This window comes from Marinobacter caseinilyticus, assembly GCF_011074955.1.
GTDB lineage: Bacteria > Pseudomonadota > Gammaproteobacteria > Pseudomonadales > Oleiphilaceae > Marinobacter > Marinobacter caseinilyticus.
The window spans coordinates 49733-65679 of record NZ_WUQJ01000011.1; the positions used below are offsets into that span (position 1 = coordinate 49733).

15 protein-coding genes are annotated in these 15947 nt (G+C 59.4%); 3 read left to right on the forward strand and 12 right to left on the reverse strand.

Annotation, left to right across the window (positions count from 1 at the left end):
- Nucleotide 1 precedes the first annotated feature (1 nt).
- From GRX64_RS04110 to GRX64_RS04125, 4 genes are all read right to left on the reverse strand, one after another.
- Nucleotides 2-1564 carry a WS/DGAT/MGAT family O-acyltransferase gene (locus GRX64_RS04110; protein ID WP_166263930.1) on the reverse strand — a complete coding sequence of 521 codons (1563 nt, stop codon included), beginning with the start codon at nucleotides 1562-1564 and terminating at the stop codon, nucleotides 2-4.
- A 185-nt stretch (nucleotides 1565-1749) separates the two neighbouring features.
- Nucleotides 1750-3126 (reverse strand): GntP family permease, encoded by a 1377-nt coding sequence (locus GRX64_RS04115; RefSeq protein WP_166263932.1) that lies wholly within the window; start codon nucleotides 3124-3126, stop codon nucleotides 1750-1752.
- Between the two features lie 38 nt (nucleotides 3127-3164).
- Nucleotides 3165-3758: an HD domain-containing protein gene (locus GRX64_RS04120; protein ID WP_166263934.1), complete on the reverse strand. Its 594-nt coding sequence runs from the start codon at nucleotides 3756-3758 to the stop codon at nucleotides 3165-3167.
- 33 nt (nucleotides 3759-3791) lie between these two features.
- Nucleotides 3792-4562, reverse strand: a complete 771-nt coding sequence (locus tag GRX64_RS04125) for a class II aldolase/adducin family protein (RefSeq protein WP_166263936.1) — start codon at nucleotides 4560-4562, stop codon at nucleotides 3792-3794.
- A 107-nt stretch (nucleotides 4563-4669) separates the two neighbouring features.
- Between GRX64_RS04125 and GRX64_RS04130 the strand changes: the two genes are divergently transcribed.
- From GRX64_RS04130 to GRX64_RS04140, 3 genes are all read left to right on the forward strand, one after another.
- Nucleotides 4670-5362 (forward strand): Crp/Fnr family transcriptional regulator, encoded by a 693-nt coding sequence (locus GRX64_RS04130; protein WP_166263938.1) that lies wholly within the window; start codon nucleotides 4670-4672, stop codon nucleotides 5360-5362.
- Between the two features lie 10 nt (nucleotides 5363-5372).
- Nucleotides 5373-5843, forward strand: a complete 471-nt coding sequence (locus tag GRX64_RS04135; RefSeq protein WP_166263940.1) for an EVE domain-containing protein — start codon at nucleotides 5373-5375, stop codon at nucleotides 5841-5843.
- Nucleotides 5844-6053: 210 nt separating this feature from the next.
- Complete coding sequence (locus GRX64_RS04140; protein ID WP_166263942.1) at nucleotides 6054-6824, forward strand: substrate-binding periplasmic protein; 771 nt, start codon at nucleotides 6054-6056, stop codon at nucleotides 6822-6824.
- A 48-nt stretch (nucleotides 6825-6872) separates the two neighbouring features.
- Here GRX64_RS04140 and GRX64_RS04145 read toward each other — a convergent pair whose 3' ends face one another.
- From GRX64_RS04145 to GRX64_RS04180, 8 genes are read right to left on the reverse strand one after another with little or no spacing between them, the layout of a single operon-like run.
- Nucleotides 6873-7754: an alpha/beta hydrolase gene (locus GRX64_RS04145; protein WP_166263944.1), complete on the reverse strand. Its 882-nt coding sequence runs from the start codon at nucleotides 7752-7754 to the stop codon at nucleotides 6873-6875.
- A 24-nt stretch (nucleotides 7755-7778) separates the two neighbouring features.
- Entirely contained in the window at nucleotides 7779-9125 is a 1347-nt protein-coding gene (locus GRX64_RS04150) for a catalase family protein (protein WP_207308726.1), read from the reverse strand.
- A complete protein-coding gene (locus GRX64_RS04155; protein ID WP_166263946.1) occupies nucleotides 9122-10609 on the reverse strand; it encodes a Dyp-type peroxidase in 1488 nt (495 codons plus the stop codon). Before GRX64_RS04155 ends, GRX64_RS04150 begins: the two co-directional genes overlap by 4 nt.
- A gap of 17 nt (nucleotides 10610-10626) precedes the next feature.
- Nucleotides 10627-11967, reverse strand: a complete 1341-nt coding sequence (locus GRX64_RS04160) for a hypothetical protein (RefSeq protein ID WP_166263948.1) — start codon at nucleotides 11965-11967, stop codon at nucleotides 10627-10629.
- Between the two features lie 16 nt (nucleotides 11968-11983).
- Nucleotides 11984-12568 (reverse strand): hypothetical protein, encoded by a 585-nt coding sequence (locus tag GRX64_RS04165; protein WP_207308727.1) that lies wholly within the window; start codon nucleotides 12566-12568, stop codon nucleotides 11984-11986.
- On the reverse strand, nucleotides 12565-14277 hold the full coding sequence (locus GRX64_RS04170) for a GMC oxidoreductase (RefSeq protein WP_166263950.1): 1713 nt from the start codon (nucleotides 14275-14277) through the stop codon (nucleotides 12565-12567). Before GRX64_RS04170 ends, GRX64_RS04165 begins: the two co-directional genes overlap by 4 nt.
- Before the next feature lie 24 nt (nucleotides 14278-14301).
- On the reverse strand, nucleotides 14302-15261 hold the full coding sequence (locus tag GRX64_RS04175) for an alpha/beta fold hydrolase (RefSeq protein ID WP_166263952.1): 960 nt from the start codon (nucleotides 15259-15261) through the stop codon (nucleotides 14302-14304).
- Between the two features lie 3 nt (nucleotides 15262-15264).
- A complete protein-coding gene (locus GRX64_RS04180; protein WP_166263954.1) occupies nucleotides 15265-15939 on the reverse strand; it encodes a COG1470 family protein in 675 nt (224 codons plus the stop codon).
- Nucleotides 15940-15947 lie beyond the last annotated feature (8 nt).

A 15947-nucleotide genomic window follows, 5' to 3' on the forward strand; every position in this document is an offset into this window, starting at 1 on the left:
GTCAGCCCGCTTTTTTGGCGGCGACTTTTTTCGACGCGGTCTTGCGGGGGGTGGCGGGTTTTGCACGCTTGGCCCTAGGTTTGCGGGGCGCCGGTTTTACCGTCTCAGGTGCTTTCGTTGTGGGGGTGTCCCCTGTGGGCGCTTCTGTTGTGGACGTTTCAGAGGGGGCCCGGGTATTGAACAGGACTTCCAGTTCTTCCAATGCTTCGCCGGTGTAGACCGCCAGCCGCTGCATGCTGGGCAAGGTGTCACGGCATCCGGTGAAACCGAAATTCAGGGAGCCGGCATAGCTCAGGCAGGTGATGTTCAGGGCACCACCGTGTGCAATCAGTGACACCGGATACATGGCTTCCAGCTTTGCGCCTTCGTAGTACAAGGTTTCCCGTGGGCCAGGCACATTCGATATGGTCACGTTAAACACTGGTCGCATGCGACCGCCCAGCCCTGACATCAACTGCAGGATGTACGGCGACATCAACAGCATGGTGTACTGATTCAGTGCGCTGCGGGGCAATGTTTGCAAGTGCTCTTTGGCGCGCTTGGTCGAGTACTTGATGGTTTCCAGTCGGGTTTTCGGGTCGGCCTCATCGGTGGCCAGGGTGGCGATCATAAAGCTGATTGCAGTGCCGGTGCCCTGATCATCGGCGGGCCGAACATTGACCGGAATACCGGCGGTCAACGCGGTATCGGGCAGATCGTTTTGCTCCAGCAGGAAGCGCCGCAACGCGGTTCCGCACAGGTACAACACAATGTCGTTCAGTGACGCATGGGTGACGCGGGTCAGGGCTCGCAAACGACCTAGCTGGTAATGCTGGGTCGCCAGACGGCGTTGACCGGCCACCCGCTTGTTCAGCGCCGACCGGGGGCCGGCGAAGGGTGCGGTGAGGCCGTCTTCAGGATGCCGTGCCGAGTGCACCAGCCGAGTCATGGCGCTCCACAGTCTTGGCGCCATGTCGGCCTGGATTTTCAGTGCCTCCAGGGCATGGGAAAACGCCGCCGGCAGACTGGCATCGGTATCTTTGCTGCTGGCGCGGGTGCTCTGGGGCCGAACCGACCAGGGGGGCAGCATGTTGGTCTCGTTGGGGTCGGTCGACAGCACGCGCTGCAGCAGGCGTACGCCACTGATGCCATCAATCATGGAGTGGTGCATCTTGGTGTACAGTGCAAACCGGTTGTTTTCCAGCCCCTCAATAATATGGCACTCCCACAGCGGGCGCGAAAAATCCAGCGGGTTGGAATGCAGACGCGACACCAGGATGCCCAGTTCGCGCTCACTGCCGGGTCGGGGCAGTGCCGAATGGCGGACGTGGTAATCAAGGTCGATATGCTTGTCGACCGTCCAGGCTGGCACTATTAACCGGCCCAGCGTGCCGGTGTACATCAGTCGGTTACACCAGGGTGGTGCGACCTCGAAATCGGCTTTCATCCTATCCAGCAAATCCCGCAGAAATGTTTCCGGTGCATTGTCCGGAAGAGAAAAAATCTGCAGATTTCCCACATGCATCGGGGTGTCTTCTGACTCGACGGCGAGCCAGGATGCATCCAGCGTTCCCAGGCGTTTCATTGATCGTCCTCTTGCCTCCGGGGGCTCTATCATTGCCCCGGCGTTGTTATTGTGTGGTTGCAGGTTGCAAGTATACGCAAGAATGTCGCCTCGACACGAGCCTCGTGATCATCCCTTTCGTGATGGCGTGCACCGTCCTGAGAAACTCACACCAATCGGTCTGCCGGGTTATCACAGGGCGGGGCTCAGAACAGGGTCGCGGCACCAATGGCCGTCAACGTCGCAATGACGGGAATCGCCACCGTCACCACAAAGACATCCTTGTAGGCCTCGCGGTGTTTGAGTCCCATGATGGTCAGCATGGCGATGACCGCGCCACAGTGCGGCAGCGAATCAATGCCCCCGGAACCCAGGGTGGCGATGCGATGCAGTGTTTCCGGTTCGACCCCCATGGCGAGGTACTTGTCGGCAAATGTCTGCATGAATATCTGCAGGCCGCCGGAGCCGGAACCGACAATGGCGGACACCACACTGACCGACGCAAATACCGAAAGCAGGGGCGATAGGGGCAGCTCCAGGACCCACTGGGCAAACGTTGAAAAGCCCACAGTCTGGGTTACCACGCCGCCGAAACCGATGACTGCGGCGGTGTTCAGCAGTGGCATGATGGCATCGTCCGCACCGGCTCCGAGGCTCTGCATGGCTTTGGCCCGAAAGTGAGTGAACAGAACCACACAACTTGCCGCTCCCAGGACCAGCGCAAAACTTGGCCAGATGATCGGTTCGGCATTGGCAAAGCTCACCAGTGATCCCAACCCGGGCGTGTTGCCATCGACCAGTCCGGTAGCGGTCAACAGACGCGGCAGGACAATCGTCGACAGCACCACTACCAGTGGCAGCACACTGAGCTTCCAGCCCGGGCCATGCTGCAGGGCGGGTGCCAGCTTCTCCATGTTGTCGTCCTGCAGGTTGGAGGCATAACCTTCACCGTTCGCCCGCGCCTTGGTCCACTGCCGCTCCAGATACACCATGCCCAGCACGAACATTACCCCGGCCGCGGTGATGCCGATAAAGGCACCGGCAAACAGGTCGGTGCCCAACGCCGAGGCTGCGATCACATTGTGGATTGAGGGTGTGCCGGGCAGGGCCGTCATGGTAAAGGTGCCGGCGCCAAGGGCCACGGCACCGCAAAACAGCCGCTTGGGCAGGTTGGCTTCGCGCATCAGGGCCACGCCCAGCGGGTACATGGTGAAGATCACCACAAACACCACGACGCCGCCGTAAGTGAGCATTGCGCACACCAGCATGGAGACCAGGATGGTGTGTTTGGCACCCAGTTTCCGGGTCACTGCGCTGGCGATAGAACCGGCCGCACCGCTGGCCGCCATCATCTTGCCGAAGATCGCTCCGGTCAGGAACAGCACGAAGAATTTACCGGCAAAACTGAACGCCCCGAGAGGCCCGAATGGGAAGTTACTCAGCAGGGCCTCGGAGACCCCCATGTCGTTGGTGACTGCCACCACCAGACTGGCAACCAGTGCCGCCACCAGAATGTTCACGCCACGCAACGCCATGACGATAAGCAAAATCAGGCCTGCGAACAGGCCAATGTTGTCTAGCATAAGAAACCTATGGGTTATTGTTATTCGTTGAGGGTGTCTTACATGGACTCAACAGCTTGCTTGTAAAGCGACTGCCGGGGCCGGGACATGACCCGCCGCAGCATGGGTTCAAAGTAATCCAGGGGCAGGGTTTCTGCCGCCGGGTCGAAGGCGGGGGAGTCGTACTCGGTGACAAATTCCAGGGTTTGCCGGTAGCAGGGGTGGTCCTTGAACTGCTCGCGCATGTCGCGGTCCATGCCCAGATGATGGAAGAAGTAGTAGCCCTGAAAGATCGCGTGATGCTTGACCATCCAGTGGTTGTCTTCACTGACAAACGGTTGCAGGATGGCCGCCGCCACATCGGCGTGATTGTAACTGCCCAGGGTGTCGCCGATGTCGTGGAGCAGGGCGCACACCACGTATTCCTCGTCCTTGCCATCGCGGTGGGCGCGGGTGGCGGTTTGCAGGCAATGGTTCAGGCGATCAATGGCGAAACCGCCAAAATCCCCTTGCAGCAATTGCAGGTGAGCCATGATGCGGTCAGGCAAGCCTTTGCCAAACGCCCTGAAATGGTCAGCAATGACCTGCCAGTCTTCCGCAGTGCTGTCCTTCATGTCGGTGAAGGTGGCCTGAGGTTGGGTTACGTCGCTCATTCGTATTCTCCTATCGCCATCACGGTGGCCTGATCAATCCCGAAAGCTGGTGTCATTGCGGTCCAGTTTACGCAGTAGGCCCGGCCAGGCCAGTTTGCCTCCCAGGCCCTTGGTCACCTGCGCCGCCTGCTGTTTGATGGTGTCGACAATGCCACCGGGAATCGGCGTCAGTTCGCGATTGCCGGACAAGGCGCCGATCTGGATCTCGCAGGCCCGTTGCAGTATGTACATGGCGAGAAACGCATCCGCGATGGAGTTGCCCACAGTCAGCAAACCGTGGTTGCGGAGAATCATCGCATTGGCAGCGCCCAGGTCGTTTTGCAGTCGGGCTTTTTCGTCCTCCCGCAAGGCCACGCCTTCGTAGTCATGGTAGGCCAGGCTCGCCAGCGGGAACAGGCTTTGCTGCGACAGCGGCAGCAAGCCGTTTTTCTGCGCGGAAACCGCAACGCCGGCGGTGGTGTGGGTATGCATCACGCAGTTTGCGTCGACACGCACGGCATGGATCGCACTGTGAATCGTAAAACCGGCCGGGTTGATGTCGACATCGTCCGGGTTGATTTTGTTGCCTTCCTGATCGACCCGTACCAGGCTGGAAGCGGTGATTTCCTCAAACATCATGCCGTAAGGATTGATCAGAAAGTGGTGGTCATCGCCAGGGATGCGCGCTGAAATATGCGTGAATATTAGGTCATCCCAGCCGTAGAGCGCGATCAGTCGGTAGGCGGCGGCGAGGTCGACCCGCAGTTGCCACTCGTCGTCGCTGACGCTGTGTTTCTTTGATGGGATGGCGAGTTGTGATGACATGGTTGGCCTCTCGAATTCAGGGTAGTTGGAATGTCATGGGGATCGCATTAAGAGAAGTGTAGGCCGCACCACGTCACGAACACTGTCAATTGGTTTACACTCTGGACATGATCGATTCGAAAGCCGTCTTGAAAAACTGCCCGCTGTTTCAGGCCTTTCCCGACCGGGCGCTTGAGGAGGCCGTGGCGGTGGCCCGTGTCCGGCATTTTCAGGCAGATGAGCCGATTTACGGCAAAGGCACCCTGCAGTCCACGCTCTCAGTGATTGCCGAAGGCACCGTCCGTATCAGTTCGGTGAATGCGGCTGGCCGAGAAGCCGTGCTGGTCATTTTTGACGCGGGCGCCTGGTTTGGCGACACCGTGTTTTCGCCTGGAACTCCGAGGGTGTATGGCGCCACTGCCCATGAGGCGGCCACGCTGGTCGAGCTGCCTGGTGAGGGGTTTCGGCAATTGATGGCACGGTACCCGGAAGGCTATCCGGTCGCGCTGGATCTGGTCAGCCGGCGACTGTGGTCGGCGATGTCCCTGATTGAGGATGATGCGCTGCGCGGTATTGAGGCACGAATCGGCCGGCGATTGCTGTTTCTCGCCCAGATGCACGGCGATTCCATCAGCGCGTCTTTACCCGTGACCTTTCGCCTGACCCGGGAGCACATTGCCAATATGATGGGCATGACCCGTCAGGGCGTTCACAAAGTGCTTAAGCACTTTGAGTCGGAAGGCCTGATGAGCTTTAGTTATGGCCGGGTAACCGTGCCGGATCCAAAACGCTTGACGTCGTACCTGCAAACGCTCGACTGAGGATAAGCCCATGGCCTATTGGCTGGTAAAAACCGAACCCTCGGAATGCGGTATCGATGACTTCGCCCGCGAGCCGGAACGCGTCATCCCCTGGGACGGGGTGCGGAACTATCAGGCGCGCAATTTCCTCCGCGCCATGACCCGGGGCGACCGGGTCTTTCTTTACCACTCCAGTTGCCAGCACATTGGCATCGCGGGCATTGTTCGCGTGGTCAGGGAAGCTTACCCTGACCCGACTCAATTCGATCCGGAGTCGCCCTACCACGACCCCAAGAGCCGCCCGGACGCCCCGCGTTGGCAGGCTGTCGATATGGTGTTTGAACGCAAACTGCAGCCGCTTGTAACGCTGGATACCATCAAGAACACAGGGGGCCTGTCGGGACTGGCGCTGATAAAGCGGGGCAACCGGTTGTCGGTGATGCCGGTGTCGGACGCTGAGTGGCAGATTCTGATGACATTGCCGGCACCCCCTAAAATGTAATCTGTCGGAAAGACTGAGTATTTGTTTCTCTAGCGCATTGTTTTTGTGAATTATTGCCGAGCTATAGCCAGTGCTTGCGTGGGCCTTGACGCTGGTGACGGGATGCCGGGACTTGAGAGTCCTGTGCTCCGCAATCGCAAAACGGTAAGATGCCGGCGGCTAGTCGTTGTCATCTTCTGTTTTCGTTGCGATAAGGTAGACACCAGATCAATGGGTTGTTCTCGAATACTGACGTTGTCACTGATCGTTGTTCTGGGACTCAAACACGGTGTTGTCTCTGCGGAGCCATTGCGGGTCGTGACGTCCGATTTTCCGCCCTACTCAATGCTTGAACATGGTTCTGTATCCGGCCTGTCGACCAACGTTGTCAGAGAAGTCCTTGAGCGTGCCGGAGTCGAAACGCGCGACGTTGAAGTGTATCCCTGGGCCCGGGCGTTCACGATGGCGAGGAAGCTGGATTCCATCCTGATCTACTCCATCGCCATGTCCGATGAGCGTCAACCGTTGTTTCAGTGGGTTGGCCCCATCGCGCCCTACAACGTCGACTTGTACAAATTGCGGTCTCGCGAGGACATTCAGGTGAAGACCCTGGACGATGCCAAGGCCTATCGCGTGGGCGGTGAATTTCAGGACATCAAGCAGGCCTTTTTGCTGGAACGCGGCTTTGAGATAGGCCGAAATCTCGATCTGGCGCCCCGTGCTGAAATCAACGTCAGGAAGCTGTTTGCCGGGCGTATCGACTTGCTTCCGATGAGTGAGTACAACCTGCCATACCTGTTACGAGAGGAAGGCTTTGACCCGGCCCAGGTTGAAAAGGTGATGAACCTCGAAGGCGTGTCCTATTACCTCTATCTGGCTTTCAGTCTGGATGTGCCGGAGGCCACGGTGGCGCGTGCCAGACAGGCGCTGAATGCCCTTCGTGAGGAGGGCCGGCTGCAAACACTGTGGGTTGAAGCTCTCCATCAACCACCCAGTCCATAGCGCTCTTCTTTTCCATCCTTCCCTGTACTGATCCCCTTCGGGTATCGCTCAGTGGGCTGCCGGTGACTCCGTCACTGTCTCGCCGGTGATGACGGTCGGATGCAGTTTTTCCATCAGTTTGCTGCTGCCCGTGTCCCGGGCCTCAAAACGTCTTTCCACAAAATGACTCAGGTAGTGCGCGTTCAGCAGATGCCCGCTGCCATCGCATTCGAATATTCGGCCGCTGAACCGGTCGGCATTGCCCAGCACGCCGATTCGCGCCACGTAGTCCTGGCGGTGGCAAAAATGCTCGGCGTATACCTGAGGCAGTACCAGCTCGGTGGCGGCACTGGCGAAGGTGTACAGCTCCAGTTTGTTGAGCAGCAGCGAGCGGCTGCCAGTGAGCTGGCGGGCGAGTTTGTAGAGCGCACCGGTGGCGATGATGCCGCCCTGGGAATGGGCAATCAGGACCACCTTATTGTGCGTATCCAAAGCCTCCATCAGAATTTGCGCAACGCTGGTTTCGAGGGTGGAGATCGGTTGCATGGTGCGGCCTGCCGCGCATTCCAGCAGATCCAGCACAATCCCGTCCGATGGATTGTGCATCAGGTAAACCCTACGCTGGAACAGGTCGGCGAGGGCCTTGCCATTGAGCCTCAGTACATTGCGATCGGTACAGATACCGTTGAGAAAATACCAGGCCTGATTGTCTTCAATGGCCTGGCCCTGTTCGGGCACCTCATACGGCAAGTGCGGCACCTCGCGAAACGGTGCGTACAGAGGCAGGACGGTGGCCCGCAAGGCATGGGCAAAATGATGGACGGACTCGTAGTTGCCCGGCCGGAATTCCGACCAGAGTGCGGTTTGATCCACTGGCGACAGGACGCCAGGCAAGTAAGTTAAGTTTTTGATGACAGTGACGGTGCGTTGTAATGCCTTGGCCAGGTCCATGGCGCTTCCCCCTTGTGTGTAGGGTCAGTGAAGGTGTTGCCCGGTCGCGTTCATGGCCTCCGACACGGCTTCGTCGGCCGTCGCCGGGCCTGCCGCTGTTGTAACAGGCGCAGTGGCGGACGTGGAGGCGGACGTGGTGTCGGGTGCAGTTGCGGGTGTCGGTGCTGGCGTGGTCGCCGTCGGGGCAAATTGCTCGTCGCCGGTGGGTTCCAGGTGAGGTTCGTCATTGATCGCCTGGCGCATACGGGATGTCGACAAATAGACGGTCTTGCGGGCCCGGTTCTGGTTGCCCAGTGGTCGATGCACCGGCAACGTGTGCCAGGGGTTGATGGTCAGGTTGCGGGCAAACGCATCTTGCGCCGGGTAGTCAAAGCGTTGCTTCGGTATGTCCAGGGTGGCGATGGTGATGAACGGTGACAGGCTTTCCGGCCATACCACCGAGGCATCCTCGATGGGCATGGCCACCGGGTCTTTCTGGAACTGAATGGCAAAGTCGAATGTGACGGCGGTTTTGGCCAGCGTGGCGATCATCGCCTCGCGCAGGTAATTGTCGGTCAATGGGCCGACCTCCGAGCGTTTGGACAGTCTTGGGATCAGTGCGTATTTGATGGCACGCTCATGCCCATTCTCACGGCCGTAGCGGTAAGGCACGCAGCTGTAATACGCCAGTTCGAGCGGGTTGGCATGAGTGCGGGCATAGAGACCCTGCATGATCATGTCGAGGTAGTGCGAATCCAGTGGGTTCAGGAAATACCAGGACGGTGTCCCTCGCGCAATCTGGTGCTGCAGTTTGACGTTTTCCTGCACGTTCGGGGTGGTGAAACTGGGGGAACTGATGCCCGAAAAATCCACCGTGTGCTGTTCATCGTCCAACAGTTTTCTGCCCGGTACGCCCATCAATTTGATACCGATACTGAGAATGCCATTGTCCTGGATGTCGGGCACCACTCGCGGTCCGGGGCCACCAAAGCGGACATAAGCCGGGTAGCTTCGACCCGGCTTGAAAAGCCCAACCTGGAGGCGTTTGGGTAAATTTGGTTTGACCGTCAACGTTGCTCTTACCAACCCATAGGTTTTGGTATTACCGGCTCGCTCGGCGGTTTTGCCGGTTTGCCGATACTCCTTGACCAGAAAGCGGTTCATGGTTTCGGTGATGTCCTGGGTAATCCGGGCCTCTCCCGGCTTGACCAGTTCTTCCCCGATCGCAAGCCCTTCATCTTTGAGGCGTCGGCGAATCAGGCGCTGGGTCATGCGTTCGATGGGCTGCCGGAAGCGTTGGTCAAAGGCGTCGCGATAGAGGGGGTCCAAACGCCGGGCAATACCAATAAAAAACGTTGCGCCGGCTTCAACCATCCGTGGAATCAGGCTCATGGAGTGGCTCCTTTACGAGTGCGGGGTCGCCGGCCATTGGCGGGCGGGGAAAACAGGAAAGTCAGTGCGCGACGGCTGGGTAAGAAGAAGTAGCCACCGCCGCGAGTCTGGACAAAGGCCGGCAAGTCCTGGAGCTTGCAGCGGGCCGGTCGTTGTTGAATGGTGAACTGCTGTTGCGGCAGGCCGTAGGCCTGGCGGGCACCAACCAAAGGGTCCGGGTCCTGGTACAGGCCGTTGAAGTTGGGGTTGTTGGCCCACGTGTGTTGCACAAATTCAAACTGGCGACCGATATTCCCATTGAGGCAAATAAAATGCAGGCCCCGGGCGACGGGCGCTTCTTCCCGGTCAAGGTCATCGAGAAAGCGGGCGGGATCCAGGCTGTCATCAAACGGAGTGCCGTAGACCCGCCCCCGCCGGAGCAGGCGGTGCCGGTTGCTGAAGGCGACCGATTTTTCAGAGCCGGGCTCCGGCGGCAAGCTGTCCCGGGGGTGCGTGCGTCGAATGTGCGCCCCCAGAGGGCATTTCAGACCCTCCTGGTCGGAGCGATGGTAGCGGAAATCGTCTTTGTCGATCACGCTTGGGTCATCCCGCGTGGGAGATTGCACCAGTGCTGTGCCGCTGGGCCAGCGGCCAACCAGTTTGGCGGCAATGCGGACCGGGTCGGCACGTTCATGGTCGGTTGCCTCGGCTTGGTGCTTCATGGCGTGCCAGAAACCGGGCACATCCTGATCCAGTTGCCGAAACACCAGGTAAGTGCCATTTAAACCGAGGTCGTGTTGATCACTGCCCTCCGGGTCAGCGGCGAGCAGGTTATGCTGGTCCTGTCCCGGTTCCACCAACGGCCGCTGGGTGAAGCGACCATAACCATTGGGGTAACCCAGCAGGAACTCTCCCAGTGGCACCGGGTTGGGGTGAGGGCGGTCCCACAGGTCAAATTCTGCGATGTAGGGTTGGCCAATGCTGTCCCGGAAGCCAAAATGTTCCTTGAAATCGGGCAGGGGTTCGGTATCCAGTCGGGCTATCTGTGCCAGACCGTGGTCGGTCATGCCGTCTCTGAGTTGGTGGCACAGGGTGTTGAGGGTGACGGTGTCCTGGCCAAAACACATCAGCAGCAGGTCCACCTGTGTCGTATTAGGGCCACCCCAAAGCCATTGTTCGGGGGCGTTATCACCCTCATCACCGAGGATGCGACGCTTGTGGGGCGTCGTCATGCCAGATCGGAATTCGTCAGAGAAACGCTCCAGAATGGTCTGCTCAATGCGCAGGTTGGTCAGCCCGTGGTAAGTGACGGCGAGGTTCACTGCTTGTTCGTCGGGGCGGTGACTGGCGTAACTGATCTGGCCGGTGAGCTCTCGCAGCCATGGCCTCGCCCGGCGGAGGTCCCGGATTTTCAGCAACAGATAGCAGGCCGCTGGCAGTGCACCGTAGCCCCTGATAACCAGGCCCTGAATGTCATCAAATTCGAGCGTGTCTGGAATTGCCATCGAAGATCATCCTTTAATTACAGTCGCCGTAACCAGGCTTGCGCCTGAGCCTCATCCATACCGCCCTGTAGCCCCTCTCGAATGGCCTCATTATTGGCAATGTTGACGGCCGTCAGATGTGGGTAGGGGGTGAACCAGACCTGGTTCTCAATTTGATGGAGACCGAGGTAGTCCTTGAAACGCTGCTCTTTGCGAGCGCCTTCGTGCACCAGCCAGCGAGTTCGGGGATAGCCAACGCCGTTACTGAATATCAGGTTCAGTCCCCAGGCCACCTTGTCGATGAAATCGACCATGTAGCTCTCCAGACTGCCGTCGTAATTGCTGGTGAACAGCAAGCGACGATCGTTGTCGAGCAGGGTCCAGCGGGCAAAGTGGATGGTATCGACTCCATCCAGTCCCAGGACGGGGACGCCGGCCAGGTCGCCCTTGTTGAAGACATGACGTAAGGTCGCCTGGGCTGCCGCCAGCAGCGCTCGGGCATTGGTGCGTCTCAGCCAGCCGGGTTTCACGTAACCGACGGCAGCAAACGGGTTGTGGGCCGCAATGTCCTCGGTGGCGCGCAATTGGTTGAGACGGCTGAGGGCCGGCCGGTGAGTGTATTCTTCATCGCTGAATTCACGCCCCCGTAGCACCAGAAGCCAAACCAGCAGAATCGGCCAGCCCCAGAACAAAATCAGGCCGCCAAGTGCCATCAGAGTGGCAAAACGGAGGTCTTCCACCGCTCGCCAGATCAGCGAGGGCCGGTTGGGGCTCGTCAGTGCCCAGGACAGTTCCGGGTTTCCGCTGACATACTCAATGATGATGCTCCGCAATTCCTGGGCGGTAACGATGTTGGCCGCGTCCAGATCACTGAGGAACGACTGCAGGGCTTGATGCAGTTCGTCCTCCTGCCGAATCTGGCGGGCACTGCGCCCGACGGTATTGATGTAAAATGCCTGCGAGTCGATGGTGTGGCGTCGCAGGTACGCCCGCCGGGAGGCGCGGGTACGCTTGCGTCGCGGAGGGTAACCGCGGCAGGCGTTCAATACCTGGTCCAGCCCATGGGCAACCTGTTGCACCATTTCGTCAATAAACTGCGTGGCGGATCCGTCCACATTGGCCATAAAGATCAACGTCGTACCATAGGTTTCAGGATCATTCGGGCCGTCCAGGAGCAGGAAGCGGGCAAAGTGCAGCTGGCTGAAGACCGAAAACGGCATCACCGGATTATCGGGCGGGTCGTCATTAATGTCGGCCAGCACCTGACGCAAGGTCGGCTCCCGCGAGGCAACCACCGGCATCCGAATGGTCAGTGCGTTCTGTGGCATTGGGTGCAGAGACGCCAATGCCACTTTGACGCCATGTATGACTCGCTTCATAAACTCGCGCTGCCCTTCAGGCATTGGCTGGGATGGGTGTCTCAAGGGCAAAGTCGAGTATTCGGCGCTTGCCCCACCAGACTTTGCCCAGGTAGACCCCCGGTTCCACCTCGCGAATTTCATCGCGAATTTTACGTGCCAGTAGCGACGTGCTGCGGTAGTCGATCACGATGGTCTCTTTGCCATCCATCCAGCTTTGGTCACGGTAGGTTTTGGCAACGATCAGGTTAAGTCCCAATGGGGTGATTTTATTGACCACCACGCCGTTGCTGTAGCCCGGAGAAAACAAGTCGAACACCTTGCCCTGCCACGCCAGCAGCCGAGCCAGCCCGGCAAATACCCGGGGCAGCGGACCGCCGGCCAGAATGGCCGTACCCCGGGTGTCACCCTGGGGAATGCTGCCGGGTTTGGCTTTTTGATAGAGTGAGTCGAGCTCCTCCCGGGACAGTTTCAGCCACTGCCGGACCGGGGAGTCCGTACGCTGTTCGCGCGTGCTGGCGGCCGCCTTACGGGTCGGGCGTTTGGCTTTGGTGGCCTGGGTTTTACGTTTGGTCGGTTGCTGTTTGGTGTCCGCGGTGGCGGTGTCAGTGTCAGCGTTCATGGTGCCAATTCCTTCTGGGTTGTGGTGGGTGCCCGTCTGCTCCCAGCCTCGACGGGCACGGGTAAACGAGCGGTGCGTTCGTTGGTCGGGGTGCTGGCGTCGTCCTCGCGCAGTTCCCGGCCATGGATAAGATGGAAGGCAACCCGTTCAGCAATAGCGCTAATGGTGGCTGACGGGTTCACACCAATGGCGGCCGGCATCAAGGCGCCATCGGCGACATAGAGACCCTTGTAGCCCCAGACTTCACCGCAATCGTTGGTGACGCCGGTCATGGGGGTGTCCGACATGGCGCAGCCGCCCAGTGGGTGTGCGGTCAGGGTTTTATGCAGGGGGAGGCCAATCAAGGGGGTGCGCCACAGGAAGCTGTTGATGAATCGGCCTCCCGATGCCTCGCTGAGGTTGCGCATTTGCTGCACCATGAAGCGGAACATTGGCAGGCTCTTGCGAGCCGACCACTGCAATCGCACATCGCCGTGCCTGTCCAGCGTCAGCACACCATTGGCGGCGTCGGTGCCCATGCCGAGGTAGGGTAAGACGTGGGTTAGAAATCCGTCTTCCAGCAACTCCTCCAACTGCAACTTCAGACCCGCGCCCAGCGCGTCACTGACATAGTGGCGGCCTTGGCGAAGCGTGCGCCGTAATCGGCCCCGGGTCGGAATCGCATGGTTGAAATGCCAGACAAACGGGTCGGGGAAACCGAGGTCTTCAATGTATATGTACTGGTCTTTTTCCTGACGGAATCCGACGCCGGCTGTAATGCTAGGCCCCCGGCCAGGATCGACGATTCGGTCCCGGTAACGGGTGCCGGCAAAAATGAAATCGCCGTTGCCGGAGAAGCGTTGTCCGAGCTGATCGGATAACCGTGGCAGCGTCCGGGTCTGAAGTTTGCAGCGGAGCAGCAACTCGTTGGTGCCCAACGTTCCGGCAGCGACCACCACCTGCTGCGCATAAAAGGTTTTAAAGCTGTCGCTGGGCGGATCGGCGGGCGGCGTCGTGAGGTCCCTGCAGGTGACGGCATAGCCCTGACCGTCCGGGGTGATGTTGAGAGCCTGGTGTTGCGGTAAGACCACCGCGCCATATTCTTCGGCCAACGGAATGTAGTTCAGGTCCAGCGTATTTTTGGCGTGCACATGACATCCCAACAGGCAGTTACCACAGTGCTCGCAGCCGGGCAGAACCCCTTCGGCGGTCTCCAGGTCAGCAAACCGCACGCAGACGGGCACCCGGTCGGCGTGACGTCCGATACTGTTGACCGCATCCTCAAATGCCTGGGTGCGACTGGGCACCGGCCTGGCGAAGTGATCACGGATGGGGGTGGCCCCCAGCATATCCGCGGCCAGCGTGTAATAGGGGCGCAAGCGTCGAAGTGTAATGCGCCGGGGCCAGGATGGCTGGTCAAAAATGAATGCGGGCGGTCGGATGTGTACATTGAAGTAATGCAGCGAACCACCGCCAACCCCGGTGCCTTGAATCACGTCCATGTTGCGAAATGCCCGGTATTCAATAAATCCATCGCCGTTGGCACGGTGTTTGTCATTGGCGAGGGCAAGCCGGGCGACTTCGCCGGAGCCTCTGGGGAAGTCAAGCCGATCCCAGCGTTTACCCTTTTCCAGTAAACAAACGGCGCGTCCGGCCTGGGCCAGCCGGCAGGCGGTGATCGCACCGCCGAAGCCGGAACCGATGACCACAACGTCGTATCGTGCTGTCATTTCCCTATCCCCCTTGCCGTGTGCTCACGCGGCGGTTTCCATGGATGACCGGGCTGCAGGTAGCCGATCGCTCTGATCGAGCAGCCGGTAGAGTTCTCGGGCCAGTAAATCCGGCGCTTCAAGATCGACAAAATGGCCAATGCCTTCGAGTGGGCGCCACTCGACCGGGCAGCCGGCGTCGCGGTGACTGGCCTGGGCCACCCGCGCAGACAAGGCGCCGTCCTCAAGCCCCCAGATCAGCGTGACGGGCACCTGAATCGGGTTGTCATAAACCTGTTCCAGTTGCGCACGAGTGCTGGTGTGAATCAGGGTTTTGACGAATTCCCGGTAATAATTCACCGGTCCCCGCAGGTCTTTCGGACGTTCGAAACGGTGGACGATTTCCCGCACCAGATCCCGATCCATATGCCCCCGCGAGCCTTTTCTCAGTGTGAACGACAGCGTCAGCATTGTGCGGCCCAGCCGTGTGGTCAGCAGACGTTCAGGCAGGCGGGGAATCTGGAACGGTGATACCCACGGGATGCGAAGGGTCTGAAAATCCTCAAACCTCAGCACCGCGCGTACCAGGGTGCGGGGGTGCGTGCAATTCACTACCACCAAACGGCTGATACGTTCGGGAAAACGGTGGGCGTAGATCCAGCCCAAGGCCCCGCCCCAGTCGTGGCTCAGCAGCACAGGTTTGTCCAGCCCCAGCTCAGTTATCAACTGATCGATATCGTCGGTCAACGAGAACACATCGTAGCCATTGCCGGCGGCATCGGAGGCCGGGTAGCCTCTTAAATCCGGGGCAAAAAACGCGACATCGGGCATTTGCCGCATCAATGGGCGCCAGCCAACCCAGCCTTCTGGAAATCCATGCAGGCACAGCACAGCGCCGCGGGCCGAGCTGACATGCCGATCATGCGGTTTGTCGGGGGCCGAGATGGCCACATGCAACGAGGTATCATTAACGGTAATGCGCCGGTGCCGGATCGTGTTTGCCATAGCTCAGCCCGCCTGTTTTGAGGGTTTAAAACAATCTTCTTCGCACTGGAAGTGGTTAAACCAGTGATGGGCCTTAATTCGTTTGGGAATCTCGCCCTGTTCGATGTGGCAGCAACACGCCTGCTTGGGGCGAACGACAAGCCAAACCTGAATGAATTGGTCGTACGCCCCGGCGACAGTGATGCGGGCACTGTAGGTGCTGCCCGCAAAGGTCTCGGGAACGGTAAAGCTGATGACGGCCGTCAGCGACTCACCCGGGGCAAGGGTTTTCTTGTCGGGAAAAACCTTGACGGTCTCTTTCGTGCACGGAAAAGGCATCGCGGTCAGGGTGAATTCCCGTTCAACATCGGCGGTATTGGTGACCTGGACCTGATACTGAAAACTGTCGCCCGGGCAGCCGGTCCAATGGATACGACCGACGCAGGCACTCGGGCAACGGGTTTCGGGAATGCCGCAACAAGGTTGGTGTTTGTCATGACGGCAATGACAGGCGGGGCAGAGGTCACCATAGCTGCCATCGAACGTCTTCCGGACCACGTCGGCTGCACCCTGCAGTGATGCTGCCAGCAAGCGGGGTGGCAGCAGGACCAGATTGAGTCCCGACGGCAATATCTTGAGTCGGTCCCCGGAGGAGGGATCGCACGTCAAGTCGGGGGTGGTGCAGGGGGCGTGGGTCATGGCGGTCT